Source organism: Pseudomonas sp. MBLB4136, assembly GCF_051904765.1.
Taxonomy (GTDB): domain Bacteria; phylum Pseudomonadota; class Gammaproteobacteria; order Pseudomonadales; family Pseudomonadaceae; genus Aquipseudomonas.
Genome location: NZ_CP196713.1, coordinates 2,992,292 through 3,008,801, shown reverse-complemented (window position 1 = coordinate 3,008,801; position 16,510 = coordinate 2,992,292). Strand labels below are relative to the sequence as shown.

The 16,510-nt window shown below is 65.4% G+C and carries 13 protein-coding genes; 11 read left to right on the top strand and 2 right to left on the bottom strand.

Translation table 11 applies throughout. The features are described from left to right. The first annotated feature begins 30 nt into the window (after window positions 1-30). The 9 genes from ACSX1D_RS13480 (at window position 31) to ACSX1D_RS13440 (ending at window position 10,873) form a co-directional block, all read left to right on the top strand. The gene (locus tag ACSX1D_RS13480; protein ID WP_439858987.1) at window positions 31-2,874 is read left to right on the top strand and encodes a FimV/HubP family polar landmark protein; all 2,844 of its coding nucleotides are present in this window, start codon (window positions 31-33) and stop codon (window positions 2,872-2,874) included. A gap of 3 nt (window positions 2,875-2,877) precedes the next feature. Then, window positions 2,878-3,744 (top strand): tRNA pseudouridine(38-40) synthase TruA, encoded by an 867-nt coding sequence (gene truA, locus ACSX1D_RS13475; RefSeq protein ID WP_439858986.1) that lies wholly within the window; start codon window positions 2,878-2,880, stop codon window positions 3,742-3,744. A gap of 44 nt (window positions 3,745-3,788) precedes the next feature. Further along, a complete protein-coding gene (locus ACSX1D_RS13470) occupies window positions 3,789-4,409 on the top strand; it encodes a phosphoribosylanthranilate isomerase (protein WP_439858985.1) in 621 nt (206 codons plus the stop codon). Between the two features lie 250 nt (window positions 4,410-4,659). Further along, complete coding sequence (accD, locus tag ACSX1D_RS13465; protein ID WP_439858984.1) at window positions 4,660-5,544, top strand: acetyl-CoA carboxylase, carboxyltransferase subunit beta; 885 nt, start codon at window positions 4,660-4,662, stop codon at window positions 5,542-5,544. Next, on the top strand, window positions 5,541-6,848 hold the full coding sequence (gene folC, locus ACSX1D_RS13460) for a bifunctional tetrahydrofolate synthase/dihydrofolate synthase (protein WP_439858983.1): 1,308 nt from the start codon (window positions 5,541-5,543) through the stop codon (window positions 6,846-6,848). The genes accD and folC overlap by 4 nt, the downstream gene beginning before the upstream one ends. Then, a complete protein-coding gene (locus ACSX1D_RS13455; RefSeq protein WP_439858982.1) occupies window positions 6,832-7,431 on the top strand; it encodes an SPOR domain-containing protein in 600 nt (199 codons plus the stop codon). Before folC ends, ACSX1D_RS13455 begins: the two co-directional genes overlap by 17 nt. Before the next feature lie 67 nt (window positions 7,432-7,498). Beyond that, on the top strand, window positions 7,499-8,053 hold the full coding sequence (locus ACSX1D_RS13450) for a CvpA family protein (protein WP_439858981.1): 555 nt from the start codon (window positions 7,499-7,501) through the stop codon (window positions 8,051-8,053). A gap of 45 nt (window positions 8,054-8,098) precedes the next feature. Next, a complete protein-coding gene (gene purF / locus ACSX1D_RS13445) occupies window positions 8,099-9,607 on the top strand; it encodes an amidophosphoribosyltransferase (protein ID WP_439858980.1) in 1,509 nt (502 codons plus the stop codon). A gap of 54 nt (window positions 9,608-9,661) precedes the next feature. Continuing rightward, a complete protein-coding gene (locus tag ACSX1D_RS13440; RefSeq protein WP_439858979.1) occupies window positions 9,662-10,873 on the top strand; it encodes an O-succinylhomoserine sulfhydrylase in 1,212 nt (403 codons plus the stop codon). 71 nt (window positions 10,874-10,944) lie between these two features. Here ACSX1D_RS13440 and gspD read toward each other — a convergent pair whose 3' ends face one another. Together gspD and ACSX1D_RS13430 are read right to left on the bottom strand one after the other, a co-directional pair. Further along, window positions 10,945-12,894, bottom strand: a complete 1,950-nt coding sequence (gspD, locus tag ACSX1D_RS13435) for a type II secretion system secretin GspD (protein ID WP_439858978.1) — start codon at window positions 12,892-12,894, stop codon at window positions 10,945-10,947. Window positions 12,895-12,898: 4 nt separating this feature from the next. Next, window positions 12,899-13,549, bottom strand: a complete 651-nt coding sequence (locus ACSX1D_RS13430; RefSeq protein WP_439858977.1) for a type II secretion system protein N — start codon at window positions 13,547-13,549, stop codon at window positions 12,899-12,901. A 237-nt stretch (window positions 13,550-13,786) separates the two neighbouring features. On the opposite strand from ACSX1D_RS13430, the gene gspE reads away from it, so the two are divergent. Beyond that, window positions 13,787-15,274, top strand: a complete 1,488-nt coding sequence (gene gspE / locus ACSX1D_RS13425; protein WP_439858976.1) for a type II secretion system ATPase GspE — start codon at window positions 13,787-13,789, stop codon at window positions 15,272-15,274. Next, window positions 15,274-16,488 carry a GspF family T2SS innner membrane protein variant XcpS gene (xcpS, locus tag ACSX1D_RS13420; protein WP_439858975.1) on the top strand — a complete coding sequence of 405 codons (1,215 nt, stop codon included), beginning with the start codon at window positions 15,274-15,276 and terminating at the stop codon, window positions 16,486-16,488. Before gspE ends, xcpS begins: the two co-directional genes overlap by 1 nt. Window positions 16,489-16,510: the final 22 nt, after the last annotated feature.

The window sequence follows — 16,510 nt, the reverse complement described above, 5'->3', positions numbered from 1 at the left end:
AGAAAAAAAGATAAAACAAGGGAAATCGCTATGGTTCGGGTTCGCAAACTGGTGCTGGCAATCGCAGCTGCTTCGGCACTGTCCTCCGGTATGGCGCATGCGCTGGGGCTGGGAGAAGTGACCCTGCAATCGGCGTTGAACCAGCCTCTGGTCGCCGAGATCGAATTGCTGGAAGTGCGTGATCTCGCTTCCAATGAAGTCCTGCCGAGCCTGGCTGCTCCCGAGGAGTTCAGCAAAGCCGGTGTCGACCGCCAGTATTTTCTGACCGACCTCAAGTTCACTCCGGTGCTCAAGCCCAATGGCAAGAGTGTCATCCGGGTGACGTCGAGCAAGCCGGTGCGCGAGCCCTACCTGAACTTCCTGGTGGAGGTGCTGTGGCCCAATGGTCGGCTGCTGCGCGAATACACCCTGCTGCTCGATCCGCCACTCTACTCCCCGCAGACCGCAGTCGCGGCCGCGCCTCAGCTGCCGGTTGCCGCGCCAAGCCAGCAGGCCGCCGCTGCGCCTCGCCCTGCTGCATCAGGCGCAGTATCTGCGCCGCGTCCAGCGCCGGCGGCCAGCGCCGCACCCGCTGGCCAGTACAAGACCACCGCCAACGACACGCTCTGGGAAATCGCCCGGCGCGTGCCCGGCGGTACCGTGCACCAGGCCATGTTGGCGATTCAGGACCTGAATCCGGACGCCTTCATCGACGGCAATATCAACCGCATGAAGAGCGGTCAGGTACTGCGCCTGCCTGACGAGCAGCAGCTCAATCGTCGCTCCCACGCCGAGGCCATCGCCCAGGTCGCCAGCCAGAACGCCGCGTGGCGCGAGGGGCGCAGCGTGGCGGCCCGCCAGCTGGATGCGACCAAGCGCAGCGCGGCTGGTGCCGCGCCGGCTCAGGTGAAGACGCAGGACAGCCTCAAGCTGGTCTCCGCCGAAAGCGGCAAGGCCAGCGGCGGCAGCGATAGAGGGGCCGCCGACAGCAAGGCGCTGGCCGACAAGCTGGCGGTAACCCAGGAGAGCCTTGACTCAACTCGCCGCGAGAACGATGAGCTGAAAGGGCGCATGGGTGACCTGCAGAGCCAGCTCGACAAGCTGCAGCGCCTGATCCAGATGAAAGATGATCAGCTGGCCAAGCTGCAGGCTGAGCTTGCCAAGCAGGGACAGGCGCAACCTGAGCCGGCCGAGTCCGCTGCCCCGGTCGCCCCGGTCGAAGAACCGGTCAAGGCCGAGCCAGCGCCAGAGGTGGCTGTCCAGCCCGGGGCGGAAGTGCCGGCGGTAGTACCGTCGACGCCTGAGACCGATTTCAATTACAGCGAGGAGCCGGCGGCCGAGCCAGGCGTTGCAGAGCAAGTTGATACGCCGCAGCCTGCTCCCGAGCCGGCTCCGGTTGTCGAGCCTGCCGCTCCGGTGGCCGTGGTCGAAGAGCCGGAGGCGCAGCCCGTCGCTCCGGTCGTCACCGAACAGCCGCAGACCAGCGCCCTGGATGACCTGCTGGCCAATCCGATGCTGCTCGGCGTTGCCGGCGGCGGAGCCCTGTTGGTGCTGCTGGTCGGCTTGATGATGCTGTCGCGGCGCAACGCGCAGAAGGAGGCCGAGTTGCAGGCTGCTCTGGCGGCGGAGGGCAACGAAAGCGATTTCGAGGCCGATATGCAGTTGGCCTCCGACAGCTTCGAGGAGTTCGCCGAGGCGCCGGTTGACGAATTGGCTGCTGCTGCGGCCCCGGCCGAGGAGCGCGTTACCGCGCAAACCGCAGACGCCTTGGGCGAAGCGGACATCTATATCGCCTATGGGCGTTTCAATCAGGCCGCCGAGTTGCTGCAGAACGCGATCAACGATGAGCCGCAGCGCGCGGATTTGCGTCTCAAGTTGATGGAGGTTTATGCCGAGCTGGGCGATCGCGAAGGGTTCGTGCGCCAGGACAGCGAGCTGCGCGAGATAGGTGGCTCGGCCGCCGAGGTTGACCAGCTCAAGGTGCGCTACCCGGCCATGGCCGGTTTTGCTGGAGCGGCCGCGGCAGCAGCCGAAGTCGTCGATGCCGACGACGATCTGGGTGGCTTCAGTCTCGATGATCTGGCGTTCGATGAGCCAGAGCAACCAGCCCCGGCCAATGGCCTGGAGGACGAATTCGATCTGAGCCTCGATGACCTGGAGAGCGAGCTCGATCGTGACCTGCAGTCCGCTGCCATGGGCGATTCGCTGCTGGATGCGGACGCCTTGAGCCTGGATCCGGAGTCGGAAACCGAGGTGTCGGCAGCGTCTGTCGCCAGTCAGGATGACGATCTGGGTTTCGATCTGAGCCTGGACGAGGCGGGCGAGGAAGGTCTGGAGTTGGGCGGCGATCTCGCCGATTTCAGTCTGGATCTGGAGAGCGAGAGCAAGGTTCCCGAGGCGGAAGAGGAAGAGTTCCTCCTCAGCCTCGAAGGGGACGAGCCAAGCGCGACGCCGGTAGCGGATGAATTTGCCGACCTGAGCCTCGATCTGCCGGCCGACGCCGCCGCCGATGGCGAGCTCGATCTGCCGGCCGACTTCGATTTGTCGCTGGATGAAGTGAAGGCGCCCAGCCCCTCCACTGATTTTGCCGCGCAGCTCGAGGATGTGAGTGCGGAACTGGGTCAGCTGTCCGATGGTCTGGATCAGCCGGCTGCTGGCGACGAGCTCGACCTGCCGGCGGCAGAGTCCGCGCCGGCCTTGGCGAACCTGGATGGCGACGATGATTTCGACTTCCTGTCCGGTACGGACGAAACGGCAACCAAGCTCGATCTGGCGCGTGCCTATATCGATATGGGCGATACCGAGGGTGCTCGCGACATCCTCGATGAAGTGATCGCCGAGGGTAACGACGGTCAGCAGCAGGAAGCGCGAGAGCTGATCGCTAAATTGGTTTGATACATGTCTGATGCACTACCCACAACGGCAGCCGACTCGGCTGCCGTTGGCTTTTTCAAGGTCGCCCTCGGTGTCGAGTACAAGGGTTCACGCTATCGCGGTTTTCAGCGTCAGCGCGCGGGGGTGCCGTCGATCCAGGAGTCCCTGGAGAGGGCCTTGTCCAAGGTGGCCGGCGGAGCGCCAGTCACCCTGAGTTGTGCCGGTCGTACCGATGCCCTGGTGCATGCCAGTGCCCAGGTGGTGCACTTCGACACGACCGTCGAGCGTTCCACCCACTCCTGGGTCATGGGGGCGAACATGAACCTGCCCGCCGATATCAGCGTGACCTGGGCGAAGCTCATGCCGGCGCATTTCGATGCGCGTTTCTGCGCCATGGCCCGGCGCTATCGCTACGTGATCTACAACGATCAGATTCGCCCGGCGCATATGGCCGAAGAGGTCACTTGGAATCACCGGCCGCTGAACGTCGAACTCATGCGTGAGGCCGCCAGGGCGTTGGTCGGTACCCATGATTTCAGCGCCTTTCGCGCGCGCCAGTGCCAGGCCAAGTCGCCGGTCAAGACGGTGCACCACCTGCATCTGCTCGAGCACGGCCGCTTCATCGTGCTGGATATTCGCGCCAATGCCTTCCTCCATCATATGGTGCGCAATATCGCCGGGGTGCTGATGGCCATCGGTGCCGGGGAGCGACCGGTGGAATGGGCGCGGGAGGTGCTCGAGACCCGCGTGCGTCGCACGGGGGGGGTGACCGCGCATCCCTATGGTCTGTACCTGGTGCAGGTCGACTACCCGGAGGAGTTCGGGCTGCCCAGGCGCTACCTCGGTCCCCATTTCCTGTCCGGTTTGCCGGATGTGGCGGCTGACGCCTAGGTAGGCATTTGCTACCATCGACGCTTTGCCGGAGGTGTCGCCAGTTGCCAGTCGTTCGCAGCAAGATCTGTGGAATTACCCGGGTAGAGGACGCGCTGGTCGCAGCCAAGGCCGGAGCGGATGCCATCGGTCTGGTGTTTTACGCCAAGAGTCCGCGCGCGGTCACTGTCGCGCAGGCGCGAGCGATCATCGATGCCTTGCCGCCCTTTGTCACCACGGTTGGCCTGTTCGTCGATGCCGACCGTGACGAGCTGGCCAGGATATTGGATGCCTTGCCGCTGGACCTGCTGCAGTTTCATGGCGATGAGACCGCTGCCGCCTGCGAGGCGCCGGGCCGGCCCTATCTCAAGGCGCTGCGGGTTAGGCGGGGAGACGACATTGGCGCGCGGATAGAGCCTTATGCCAGTGCCGCGGGCATCTTGCTGGATACCTATGTGCCGGGTGTCCCGGGCGGTACCGGCGAGGCCTTCGACTGGTCGCTGGTGCCAGCCGGTTTGGCCAAGCCGATTATCCTGGCTGGAGGTTTGGGACCGGAGAACGTGGCGGCGGCCATTGCCCGGGTGCGTCCCTATGGGGTCGATGTAAGTGGTGGCGTGGAGGCGAGCAAGGGCATCAAGGATGCCGAGAAGGTTCGCAGCTTCGTGCAGGCGGTCAGAGCTGCTTGAGTATTGCGCGCGGTCGATGTGACGGCGCCTCGGGCTGGGCCGTCCATAGCCCTGTTGCAGGTGTTGAGATGAGCGCCTTTGGCGGTCGAGGTTGAGCTGGCGGGTAGTTGTGCGTACTGGACGAACCGTGACGGTCGTTCGGGGCGAGCGCCGGCCCCTGTAAAGACTGCATCCGTGAATTCGCTTGGGTATGCCGCGTGGCGTTGCGCCATGAGCCTGCTCGAGCCAACAGCTTGGGAGAAATAAGAGCATGAGCAACTGGTTGGTAGACAAACTGATCCCATCGATCATGCGTTCCGAGGTCAAGAAGAGTTCGGTGCCCGAGGGGCTCTGGCACAAGTGCCGCTCCTGTGATGCGGTGCTGTACAAGCCCGAGTTGGAAAAGACCCTGGATGTCTGCCCCAAGTGCAACCACCACATGCGTATCGATGCGCGGGTGCGCCTGGATATTTTCCTCGATGCGGAAGGTCGCGAGGAGATCGGTGCCGACCTGGAGCCGGTCGATCGCCTGAAGTTCCGTGACAGCAAGAAGTACAAGGATCGCCTGGTGGCGGCGCAGAAGCAGACCGGCGAGAAGGACGCGCTGATCGCCATGCGCGGCACTCTGGAGAAAATGCCGGTGGTGGCCTGTGCCTTTGAGTTCTCCTTCATGGGCGGCTCGATGGGCGCGATCGTCGGCGAGCGTTTCGTGCGCGCGGCGAACGTGGCGCTGGAGAAGCGCTGCCCGCTGGTGTGCTTCTCTGCCTCTGGCGGTGCGCGCATGCAGGAGGCTCTGATCTCCTTGATGCAGATGGCCAAGACTTCGGCCGTGCTGGCGCGTCTGCGCGAGGAGGGCATCCCGTTCATTTCGGTGCTGACCGACCCGGTCTACGGCGGTGTGTCGGCAAGCCTGGCGATGCTGGGTGACGTGATTGTCGCCGAGCCGCGCGCGTTGATCGGTTTCGCCGGCCCGCGGGTCATCGAGCAGACGGTGCGCGAGAAGCTGCCCGAAGGCTTCCAGCGTAGCGAGTTCCTCCTCGAGCACGGCGCGATCGACATGATCATTCCGCGTGCGGAGCTGCGTCCGCGTCTGGCCCGCTTGCTCGCGCAGCTGATGCGCCTGCCGTCCCCCGTCGCGCTTCCGGTCACTGCATGATCGCGCGCTCCCTGGGCGAGTGGCTGGCCTACCTGGAACAGTTGCATCCCGCGGCCATCGATATGGGCCTGGAGCGCTCCCGGGAAGTGGCGCAGCGCCTGGCGTTGGGCAAGCCCGCGCCGCTGGTGATTACCGTCACGGGCACCAACGGCAAGGGCTCAACCTGTGCCTTCCTGGCTTCTCTGTTGGAGGAGCAGGGCCTGCGGGTCGGCGTCTACAGTTCGCCCCATCTGCTGCGCTACAACGAGCGCGTGCGGATCGCCGGGGCCGAGGCCAGCGATGCGTCGCTGTGCGAAGCCTTTGCCGCGGTGGAGGCGGCGCGCGGCGAGATTTCCCTGACCTACTTCGAAGTGGGCACGCTGGCAGCCTTCTGGCTGTTTCAGCGGGCGGCGCTGGACGCGGTGGTGTTGGAGGTCGGCTTGGGCGGGCGGCTGGACGCGGTCAACCTGATCGACGCCGACCTGGCTCTGGTGACCAGTATCGGTCTGGACCATGCGGAATGGCTGGGCGATACCCGTGAGTCGGTTGCCTACGAGAAGGCCGGGATATTTCGCGCCGGCAAGCCGGCGCTCTGTGGCGATCCGCAGCCCCCGCAGCCTTTGCTGGATCAGGTGGCGCTGCTGGCGGCCCCGTTCTTCCTGCGCGGCCGCGATTATGATCTCGACCTCGGCGCCGAGCACTGGTCCTGGTCTGGTTTAAGCGGCCAGGGGGAGCGGCTGCTGGTCGAGGGCCTGCCTCTGCTCGACCTGCCGATGGAGAACGCCGCCCTGGCGCTGCAAGCCTACGCCTTGCTCGACCTGCCGTGGCAGGCAGATACGATAACCCGGGCGCTGTTGCGTACCCGGGTAGCGGGGCGTCTCGATCGTCGGACATTGAATTGGCAGGGCAAGTCGCTCACGCTGCTGCTGGATGTTGGGCATAATCCCCACGCCGCCGCATACCTGGCACAGCGCCTGGCCGCGCGGCCGTCGACCGGCAAGCGACTGGCGGTCTTCGGTCTGCTGGCGGACAAGGACCTGGCCGGAGTGGTCACGCCGTTGCTAGGGGTGATTGCCGATTGGGCCGTGGCGCCGCTGCCGACCAGCCGCAGCCGCCCGGCCGCCGAGCTGGAGGCGCAGTTGCGCAATGGCGGCGCCCAGGTCAGTGCCCATGCCGATGTACAGTCGGCGCTGCTGGCGCAATGCGAGCGGGCGTCTGCGGGGGATGAAATCCTGCTGTTCGGATCTTTTTACTGCGTGGCCGAGGCCCTGGACTGGCTGGCCCGCCATGCCACGGGGGAAATGCAGGATGGCTTTGCTGGATAACGGACTGAAGCAGCGAATGGTCGGCGCCCTGGTATTACTGGCGCTGGCGGTGATCTTCTTGCCCATGCTGCTGTCGCGTCAGGACGAGCTGCGTCATGTGGTGGTCGACGCACCGGCCATGCCTGCGGCGCCGGCCATGCCGCAAGTCGAAATGCAGCCGGTCACGGTGCCGGAGCCACAGATCCTGCCCGAGGAGCCGGTGCCGGCGCAGCCGGGCGAGGAGGGTGGCGTGGAGCCGGCTGCGCCGGAGCCCGCGCCTGCGCCAGCCGCCAAGCCGGAGACAGTGGCGGCCGCGCCAGCAAAGCCTGCGGCGGCGCCGGTCAGTCGTCTGGATGCCAACAACCTGCCGGTCAGCTGGTCGGTGCAGCTCGCCAGTCTGTCCAGCCGCAGCGGCGCCGAGAGCCTGCAGAAGACCCTGCGCAGCCAGGGCTACAACGCCTATATCCGTCATGTGGACGGGATGAACCGGGTCTTCGTCGGGCCGTTGATCGAGCGTGCCGAGGCCGATCGCCTGCGTGACCAGCTGAAGCGTCAGCACAAGCTCAATGGCTTCGTCGTGCGCTTTCAGCCGGAGCGCAGTTGATACGCGGCTTACCCGAAGGCATGGGCTCTGCTAAAATGCAGCGCCTTGTTCGTCGGTAGCCTGAATCGTGGCATTTACCTGGGTCGATTGGGCGATTATCGCCATCATCGCCATATCGAGTCTGATCAGTCTGAGCCGTGGCTTCGTCAAGGAAGCCCTGTCGCTGCTCACCTGGATCATTGCCGGCGTCGTCGCCTGGATGTTCGGCGGCGCCCTGTCGCAGCACCTCACAGAATTCATTGAAACGCCGTCGGCGCGCGTGATTGCGGCCTGTGCGTTTCTGTTCGTCGTCACCCTGATGGTTGGCGCGTTGGTCAATTACCTGGTCGGCGAGTTGATCCGGGTTACCGGCCTGTCCGGCACCGACCGTTTTCTCGGCATGGTCTTTGGCGCCGCCCGGGGCGGCCTGCTCGTGGTGGTGCTGGTTGGCCTGCTCAGCCTGGCGCCGGTGCAACAGGATCCTTGGTGGCAGCAGTCGATGTTGTTGCCGCACTTTCTAATGGTCGCGGACTGGTCGAAGAACCTGATTCTCGGGGTGTCCAGCGAGTGGCTAGCCAGCGGCATCAGCGCTCCGGCGGAGTTGCCGTTCAAAGAGGGTCTCTTGCAGCCTAGACTGCCGTAAGAGCCTTCAGAATTAGCGTGTTTCACTAAGTAGGGGTTGCGTCACATGTGTGGCATTGTCGGTATCGTCGGTAAATCGAACGTCAATCAGGCGCTGTATGACGGGCTCACCGTTCTTCAGCACCGCGGCCAGGATGCTGCCGGTATTGTCACCAGCCATGATGGCCGGCTGTTCCTGCGCAAGGACAATGGCCTGGTGCGCGATGTGTTCCAGCAGCGCCACATGCAGCGCCTGATCGGTCATATGGGCATCGGCCATGTGCGCTACCCGACCGCCGGCAGCTCAAGCTCGGCCGAGGCGCAGCCCTTCTACGTCAATTCGCCCTATGGCATTACCCTGGCGCACAACGGCAACCTGACCAACGTCGAGCAGTTGGCCAAGGAAATCTACGAGTCTGATCTGCGTCACGTGAACACCAACTCCGATTCGGAAGTGCTGCTCAACGTGTTCGCCCACGAACTGGCCCAGCGCGGCCAACTGCAGCCGACCGAGGAGGACGTGTTCGCCGCGGTCAGCGACGTGCACAAGCGCTGTCGTGGTGGTTATGCGGTGGTGGCGATGATCACCGGCTATGGCATCGTTGGTTTTCGCGACCCCAATGGTATTCGGCCGATCGTCTTCGGTCAGCGTCATACCGACGAGGGCGTGGAGTACATGATCGCCTCGGAAAGCGTGTCGCTGGACGTGCTCGGCTTTACCCTGATCCGCGACCTGGCCCCTGGCGAAGCGGTTTACATCACCGAAGACGGCAAGCTGTTCACCCGTCAGTGCGCGGAGAATCCGAGTTATTCGCCGTGCATCTTCGAGCACGTCTACCTGGCGCGCCCCGATTCGATCATGGACGGCATCTCGGTGTACAAGGCGCGCCTGCGCATGGGCGAGAAGCTGGCCGAGAAGATCCTGCGTGAGCGGCCCGATCACGACATCGACGTGGTCATCCCGATTCCCGATACCAGCCGTACCTCGGCGCTGGAGCTGGCCAACCACCTCGGCGTGAAGTTCCGCGAGGGCTTCGTCAAGAACCGCTATATCGGTCGTACCTTCATCATGCCGGGCCAAGCGGCGCGCAAGAAGTCCGTGCGGCAGAAGCTCAACGCCATCGAGCTGGAGTTCCGCGGCAAGAACGTGATGCTGGTGGACGACTCGATCGTGCGCGGCACCACCTGCAAGCAGATCATCCAGATGGCCCGCGAGGCCGGGGCGAAGAACGTCTACTTCTGCTCGGCGGCGCCGGCGGTACGCTACCCCAACGTCTATGGCATCGACATGCCGAGCGCCCACGAACTGATCGCCCACAACCGTACCACCGAGCAGGTCGCCGAGCTGATCGGCGCCGACTGGCTGGTCTATCAGGACCTGCCGGATCTGATCGAGGCGGTCAGCGGTAGTAAGAAGATCAAGATCGATAACTTCGACTGCGCGGTGTTCGATGGCCAGTACGTCACCGGCGATGTCGACGAGGCCTATCTGGACAAGATCGAGCAGGCGCGCAATGACGCGACCAAGGCCAAATCCCAGGCGGTCAGTGCGATCATCGACCTGTACAACAACTAAGCGGCGGTGCGCCAGGGGCGCAGTGGCGGCAGCGTGGGAACCGAGGTGAGGGACATGACGCAAGAATGGCAGGCCGGAAGGCTGGACAGCGACCTCGAAGGGGTCGGCTTCGATACCCTGGCGGTGCGCGCCGGGCAGCGCCGTACCCCGGAGGGCGAGCACAGCGAAGCCTTGTTTCCGACCTCGAGCTATGTGTTCCGCACCGCGGCCGATGCGGCCGCGCGCTTCGCCGGCGAGGTGCCGGGCAACGTCTACTCGCGCTATACCAACCCCACGGTGCGCGTCTTCGAGGAGCGTATCGCGGCGTTGGAGGGCGCGGAGCAGGCGGTCGCCACGGCGTCCGGCATGTCGGCGATCCTGGCGATCGTCATGAGCCTGTGCAGTGGCGGCGATCACGTGCTGGTGTCGCGTAGCGTGTTCGGCTCGACCATCAGCCTGTTCGAGAAGTACCTCAAGCGCTTCGGCGTGGAGGTGGACTACGTGCCGTTGTCCGACCTCGATGCCTGGCAGTCGGCCCTCAAGGCCAATACCAGGCTGCTGTTCGTCGAGTCGCCGTCCAATCCCCTGGCCGAACTGGTGGATATCGCCGCATTGGCGCAGATCGCCCATGGGCGAGGCGCGCTGCTGGCCGTGGACAACTGCTTCTGCACACCGGCGTTGCAGCAGCCGCTGAAGCTGGGTGCGGACGTGGTGATGCATTCGGCGACCAAGTACATCGACGGCCAGGGCCGTGGCATGGGCGGCGTGGTGGCCGGCAAGGCGGAGTTGATGAAGGAGGTCGTCGGCTTCCTGCGTACCGCAGGCCCCACCCTCAGCCCGTTCAACGCCTGGATCTTCCTCAAGGGCCTGGAAACCCTGCGCGTGCGCATGCAGGCGCATTGTGCCAGTGCCCAGCAATTGGCCGAATGGCTCGAGCAGCAAGCGGGCGTGGAGCATGTCTACTACGCCGGGCTGCCGAGCCACCCGCAACACCAGCTGGCCAAGCGTCAGCAGAGCGCCTTCGGCGCGGTGGTCAGTTTCGAGGTTGCCGGCGGCAAGGAGGCGGCATGGCGCTTCATCGACGCCACGCGGGTGATCTCCATCACCACCAACCTGGGCGATACCAAGACCACCATTGCCCATCCGGCCACCACCTCCCATGGGCGGCTGTCGCCGGCCGAGCGGGCCAACGCCGGTATTCGCGACAACCTGATCCGCGTGGCGGTGGGGCTGGAGGATCTGGCCGACCTGAAGGCAGACCTGGCACGCGGCCTGTCCGCGCTCTAGCTAGCGCCTTCGGCTGCCTGGCGGCATAAAAAAGCCTCGGCACTTGCCGAGGCTTTTTCGTATGCGCTGCGCTACTCGCGCAGGTCGATGGCCGGGTCCGGACTGCGATCGAATAGCTTCAATGGGTCACGCGGCATTACGCCCGGCTGATAGTCGTCGCGGATATCCCTGAGTACGCGGATATCGCCGTACTTCTTGCCGGACAGCGCCGCCAGGCCGGCGGCATCGCGGACCACGGTCGGGCGCAGGAACACCATCAGGTTGCGTTTGATGTGGGTGTCCTTGCTCGAGCGAAACAGGCGGCCGAGGAAGGGGATGTCGCCCAGCAGCGGTACCTTGGAGTCGGTCTTGGTGACGTCGTCCTGAATCAGGCCGCCGAGCACGATCACCTGGCCGTCCTCGGCGAGGATGGTGCTCTTGATCGAGCGCTTGTTGGTGATCAGGTCGACCGCGTTGACCCCCTGGGCGGTCGGCGCGATGGAGGAAATCTCCTGCTCGATCTCCAGGCGCAGGCTGGCGCCTTCGTTGATGTGCGGGGTGACCTTGAGGGTGACGCCGATGTCCTTGCGCTCGATGGTGGTGAAGGGGTTGTCGGCGCCTGAGGCGCTGGTGGTGAAGGAGCCGGTCTGGAACGGCACGTTCTGTCCGACCAGGATCTCCGCCTCCTGGTTGTCCAGGGTCAGCAGGCTGGGGGTCGACAGCAGGTTGCTCTTGGTGTTGGCCGACAGCGCCGTGACCAGCACGCCGAAGCGGTCGCTGCCCAGGCCGATGATCGCGCCGTCGGGTAGGTTGTTGAGGATCGGGTTGTCGACGTTGCTGCGCTGGTCCTGGATGGCCTGCAGCACTGTGCCCACCGACAGACCGGTGTTGCCGAAGTTGACCCCGCCGAGCCCGCCCTTGTCGCCGCGCGCATCCAGTGCCCACTGCACGCCGAGGGCGTCGCTGATGTCGCCGGAGACTTCGACGATCGCGGCCTCCACCATCACCTGGGCGCGCGGGACGTCGAGCTGGCGCACGATGTCCTCGAGGGTCGCGACCAGATCCGGCTCGGCCAGCAGCACCAAGGCGTTGAGGCTCTCGTCGGCGCGAATCAGGGTGTTGGTCGGCTTGCTGGTGGCTTCGCCGCCTTCCTGGGCCTTCAGCCCTTCGGAGATGTCGCCGAGGGTCTCGGCCAGGGCCTTGGCGTCGTTGTGGCGCAGGCGGATGACTCGGGTATTGGCCGAGCGGCTGGTCGGGGTGTCCAGCGCCTGGGCCAGGGCGACCAGCTTGGCGCGGGCCGCTGGTGGGCCGAGGAGGATCAGGCGGTTGGTGCGCGCATCGGCGATCACCTGGGTGCCGGAGGCGCCCTTGGCCTGGCCCCGGTCCAGGGCGCTATTGAGCACCTCGGCCGCGTCCAGCACCCAGGCATGCTGCAGGTTGAGCACGCTGTAATCACGTTCTCCCTTCTGGTCGAGCTGGCGCAGCAGGTCTTCGAGGCGGGCGATGTTGGCGCTGCGGTCGCTGATGATGATGGCGTTGGCAGAGGTCACCGCGGCCAGGTGGCCGTACTGCGGTACCAGCGGGCGGAGCAGCGGGATCAGTTCGGTCGCCGAGCCGTGTTGCACCTGGATCAGGCGGGTCTCCAGGCGATCCGGGGCTACGCGGCCCAGCCCGGCCTCCGCCTTGGCCTCGGCATTGGGCACGATGCGCGCCTGCTCGCCTTGGGTGATGACGCTGAAGCCATGGGTGGACATCACCGAGAGAAACAGCTGGTAGACCTCGCTCAGGGTGAGCGGGGTGCTCGACACCACATTGACCTGGCCCTTGACCCGCGGGTCGACGACGAAGGTTTCCCCGGTGATCTGCGCAACCTGGTCGATGAATTCGCGGATATCGGCGCCTTTCAGGTTGATGGTCCAGCTTTCTTCCTGCTGGCCGCTGGCCGGTGTCGCCGCGCTGGTGGCCGCGCTGAGCGGCAGCGGGCCGAAGGCCAGGCCGGCGGCGAACAGGGCGAAGGTGAGTCGCGAGAGGATCGGGGACATCGGTTCAGTCGCCTTCTATGGTCTGATCGGTAGGTTCGGCGTCCGGCGGCAGTGTACCTGCCGCCTCCATCTGTTCGCGCAGCGAATCCATGCGCTCGCGCAATTGTTCGAGGTTGCCGGCCTCCAATTCGTCGAGCTGGTCCAGATTGCTCGGAGCTGCCTCGTACGGAACGTAACTCAGGCCGTCGCCGGCGGATTGGCTGTGGGGGAACGTCAGGCTTTCGCGGCGGCCGTTGCGCAGCAACTCGACGCGATCGGCGTAGACCGCGTGCAGGCGCACGCCGCTGGCGATTTCGCTGTCGACCAGGTAGCGCTGGGCGTCGCTGCCATCCTGGCGAATGATCGCGCTGGAGCGCTGCGGGTCGCTGTGGACGAAACTGCCGAGCAGCGTCAGGCGCAGGTTGGTGGCCGGTGGCGGCGCGTCGTCATTCACCGCGCTGCTGCCGAAGAGCCCCTCCAGGCCCGGGCTGAGGGCGGTCGAGCGGGGCAGGCTGGGATTAGGCGAGTCGAGGGTCGCGGGGGTGTTGAGCCGGCGCAGCCAGTCGGCGGTCTGCCAGGCCAGGCTGAGACTCATGGCCAGGATCAGGGCGATGCCGGTCAGCGTCGTCGCGTGTCGTTGCAGCCAGCGTCCAGTAGCCGTAACAGGCAAAGGCATCACTCCATGAAGTTCTTGTTCTGTGGTGCGTGTCGCGCCCCGATCATAGACAGTTTGCGAGCATTTGGCAGTCCCCCTTCGGGGTGGTGTATCCGCCGCCGCGATGTGCTAAAGATAGCCTAGTGTCTCCGCACTCTGGCGGAAACTCACCACAATTAACCGACGGAACCGCGGCTGCATAATGGTCAGGACTGACCGTGATACTTGCGTCACGTTACCGCCTAAGGCTCGCCTAGGATGAACGCTCTGCTCAATGAAGCGCCTCTGCGCCGTCTGCCGTTCAGTTTCGCCAAGCGTCACGGCGTGGTTTTGCTGGCCGAGGCCGAACCGCCCTGTCTGGGCCATCGGCCCGGGGTCGAACTGGTGGCCTTGGCCGAGGCACAGCGTTTCGTCGGCCGCCAGCTGGCGTTGCGCGCACTGTCCGCCGAGGCTTTTGAGCAGGCCCTGGGCAAGGCCTATCAGCACGACTCCGCGTCCATGCAACTGGCCGAAGACATCGGCGGCAGCCTGGATCTGGCCGCCCTGGCCGAACAGGTACCGGAAACCGAAGATCTGCTGGAGCAGGAGGACGATGCGCCGATCATCCGCCTGATCAACGCGATTCTCGGCGAGGCGATCAAGGAAAACGCCTCGGACATTCACCTTGAGACCTTCGAGAAGCGCCTGGTGGTGCGTTTTCGCGTCGACGGCATCCTGCGCGAGGTGCTCGAGCCCAAGCGCGAGCTGGCGGCGCTGCTGGTGTCGCGTATCAAGGTCATGGCGCGTCTGGACATCGCCGAAAAGCGCGTACCTCAGGATGGGCGGATTTCCCTGAAGGTTGGCGGCCGCGAGGTGGACATCCGGGTGTCCACCCTGCCGTCGGCCAACGGCGAACGGGTGGTGCTGCGCCTGCTGGACAAGCAGGCCGGGCGTCTGACCCTGCAGCACCTGGGTATGTGCGCCCGGGATCGTCAGCTGATGGAGGACACCGTGCGCAAGCCCCACGGCATCCTCCTGGTTACCGGCCCCACGGGCTCGGGCAAGACCACCACCCTGTATGCCAGCCTGGTCAGCCTCAACGATCGCACGCGCAATATTCTCACCGTGGAAGATCCGATCGAGTACCACCTCGAGGGGATCGGCCAGACCCAGGTCAACACCAAGGTCGACATGACCTTCGCCCGCGGCCTGCGCGCTATTCTGCGCCAGGACCCGGACGTGGTGATGGTCGGCGAGATCCGTGACAAGGAAACCGCCGAGATCGCCGTACAGGCCTCGCTGACCGGGCACCTGGTGCTCTCGACGCTGCACACCAACAGTGCGATCGGCGCCATCACCCGCCTGGTCGACATGGGGGTCGAACCCTTCCTGCTGTCCTCGTCGTTACTCGGCGTGCTGGCCCAGCGCCTGGTGCGGGTGCTCTGCCCCCAGTGCAAGGAGGCCTATCAGGCCGACGCCGCCGAATGCGCCAAGCTCGGCGTGGCGGCGGAGCCGGCGCCGACCCTGTACCACGCGCGCGGCTGCAGCGCCTGCCATCAGCAGGGCTACCGTGGCCGTACCGGGATCTATGAGCTGGTGGTATTCGACGAACACCTGCGCACGCTGATTCACAACGTCGCCTCCGAGCAGGATATGACCCGCCATGCCCGCACGCTGGGCCCGAGCATCCGTGAAGATGGCCGGCGCAAGGTGCTCGAGGGGCTGACCAGCCTGGAAGAAGTGCTGCGCGTGACCCTGGAAGAGTAATGGCTGCCTTCGAATACCTCGCCCTCGACCGCAAGGGCCGCCAGCAGAAAGGTGTGCTGGAGGCCGACAGTGCCCGTCAGGTGCGCCAGCTGCTGCGCGAGCGACAGCTGGCGCCGCTGGAAGTCAACGCCACGCGTACCCGCGAGCAAGCCGCCGGCGGACACTTCAGCTTCGTCCGTGGCCTGTCGGCGCGGGACCTGGCGCTGTTGACCCGGCAGCTGGCCACCCTGATCCAGGCCGCACTTCCGGTCGAGGAGGCGCTGCGCGCCGCCGCGGCCCAGGCCAGTGCGCCGCGCATCCAGAGCATGTTGCTGGCGGTGCGCGCGCGGGTGCTGGAGGGCCACGGCCTGGCCGACAGCCTGAAGGAGTTTCCCGCCGCCTTTCCGGAGCTGTATCGGGCCACGGTGGCGGCCGGCGAGCACGCCGGCCACCTCGGTCCGGTGCTGGAGCAGCTGGCCGACTACACCGAGCAGCGCCAGCAGTCGCGACAGAAGATCCAGCTGGCGCTGCTCTACCCGTTGATCCTGATGTGCGCCTCGCTGCTGATCGTCGGCTTCCTGCTCGGCTACGTGGTGCCGGACGTGGTGCGGGTATTCGTCGACTCGGGGCAGACCCTGCCGGCCCTGACCCGTGGCCTGATCGTGCTGAGCGACTGGGTCAAGGGTTGGGCCTGGCTGGTGCTGATCCTGATAGCGTTCGGCTTCTTCGCCCTGCGTTTGGCGCTGCGCGATGAGTCGGTGAAATTGCGTTGGCATGCCCTGCTGTTGCGCGTGCCGTTGCTCGGTCGACTGATCCGCGCCACCGATTGCGCGCGCTTCGCCTCGACCCTGGCCATTCTCACCCGCAGCGGCGTGCCCCTGGTGGAGGCGCTGGCGATCGGTGCCGAGGTGATCGCCAATCGGGTGATCCGTGCCCAGGTGGTGGTGGCGGCGCAGAAGGTTCGCGAGGGCGGCAGCCTGACCCGCGCCCTGGAGGCCAGCGGGCAGTTTCCGCCGATGATGCTGCATATGATCGCCAGCGGTGAGCGTTCCGGCGAACTGGATCAGATGCTCGCACGCACGGCGCGCAACCAGGAGAGCGACCTGGGCGCCCAGGTAGCGCTGCTGGTCGGCTTGTTCGAGCCATTCATGCTGGTCTTCATGGGGGCGGTGGTGCTGGTCATCGTACTGGCCATCCTGCTGCCCATTCTGTCTCTCAATCAATTGGTGGGGTAAGTCGGTGAACAAGCGTCAGGCA

Coding starts and splice junctions, on each gene's coding strand:
- ACSX1D_RS13480 (WP_439858987.1), top strand. CDS start 31: ATGGTTCGGGTTCGCAAACTGGTGCTGGCAATCGCAGCTGCTTCGGCA.
- truA (WP_439858986.1), top strand. CDS start 2,878: ATGTCTGATGCACTACCCACAACGGCAGCCGACTCGGCTGCCGTTGGC.
- accD (WP_439858984.1), top strand. CDS start 4,660: ATGAGCAACTGGTTGGTAGACAAACTGATCCCATCGATCATGCGTTCC.
- folC (WP_439858983.1), top strand. CDS start 5,541: ATGATCGCGCGCTCCCTGGGCGAGTGGCTGGCCTACCTGGAACAGTTG.
- ACSX1D_RS13455 (WP_439858982.1), top strand. CDS start 6,832: ATGGCTTTGCTGGATAACGGACTGAAGCAGCGAATGGTCGGCGCCCTG.
- purF (WP_439858980.1), top strand. CDS start 8,099: ATGTGTGGCATTGTCGGTATCGTCGGTAAATCGAACGTCAATCAGGCG.
- ACSX1D_RS13440 (WP_439858979.1), top strand. CDS start 9,662: ATGACGCAAGAATGGCAGGCCGGAAGGCTGGACAGCGACCTCGAAGGG.
- gspD (WP_439858978.1), bottom strand. CDS start 12,894: ATGTCCCCGATCCTCTCGCGACTCACCTTCGCCCTGTTCGCCGCCGGC.
- ACSX1D_RS13430 (WP_439858977.1), bottom strand. CDS start 13,549: ATGCCTTTGCCTGTTACGGCTACTGGACGCTGGCTGCAACGACACGCG.
- gspE (WP_439858976.1), top strand. CDS start 13,787: ATGAACGCTCTGCTCAATGAAGCGCCTCTGCGCCGTCTGCCGTTCAGT.
- xcpS (WP_439858975.1), top strand. CDS start 15,274: ATGGCTGCCTTCGAATACCTCGCCCTCGACCGCAAGGGCCGCCAGCAG.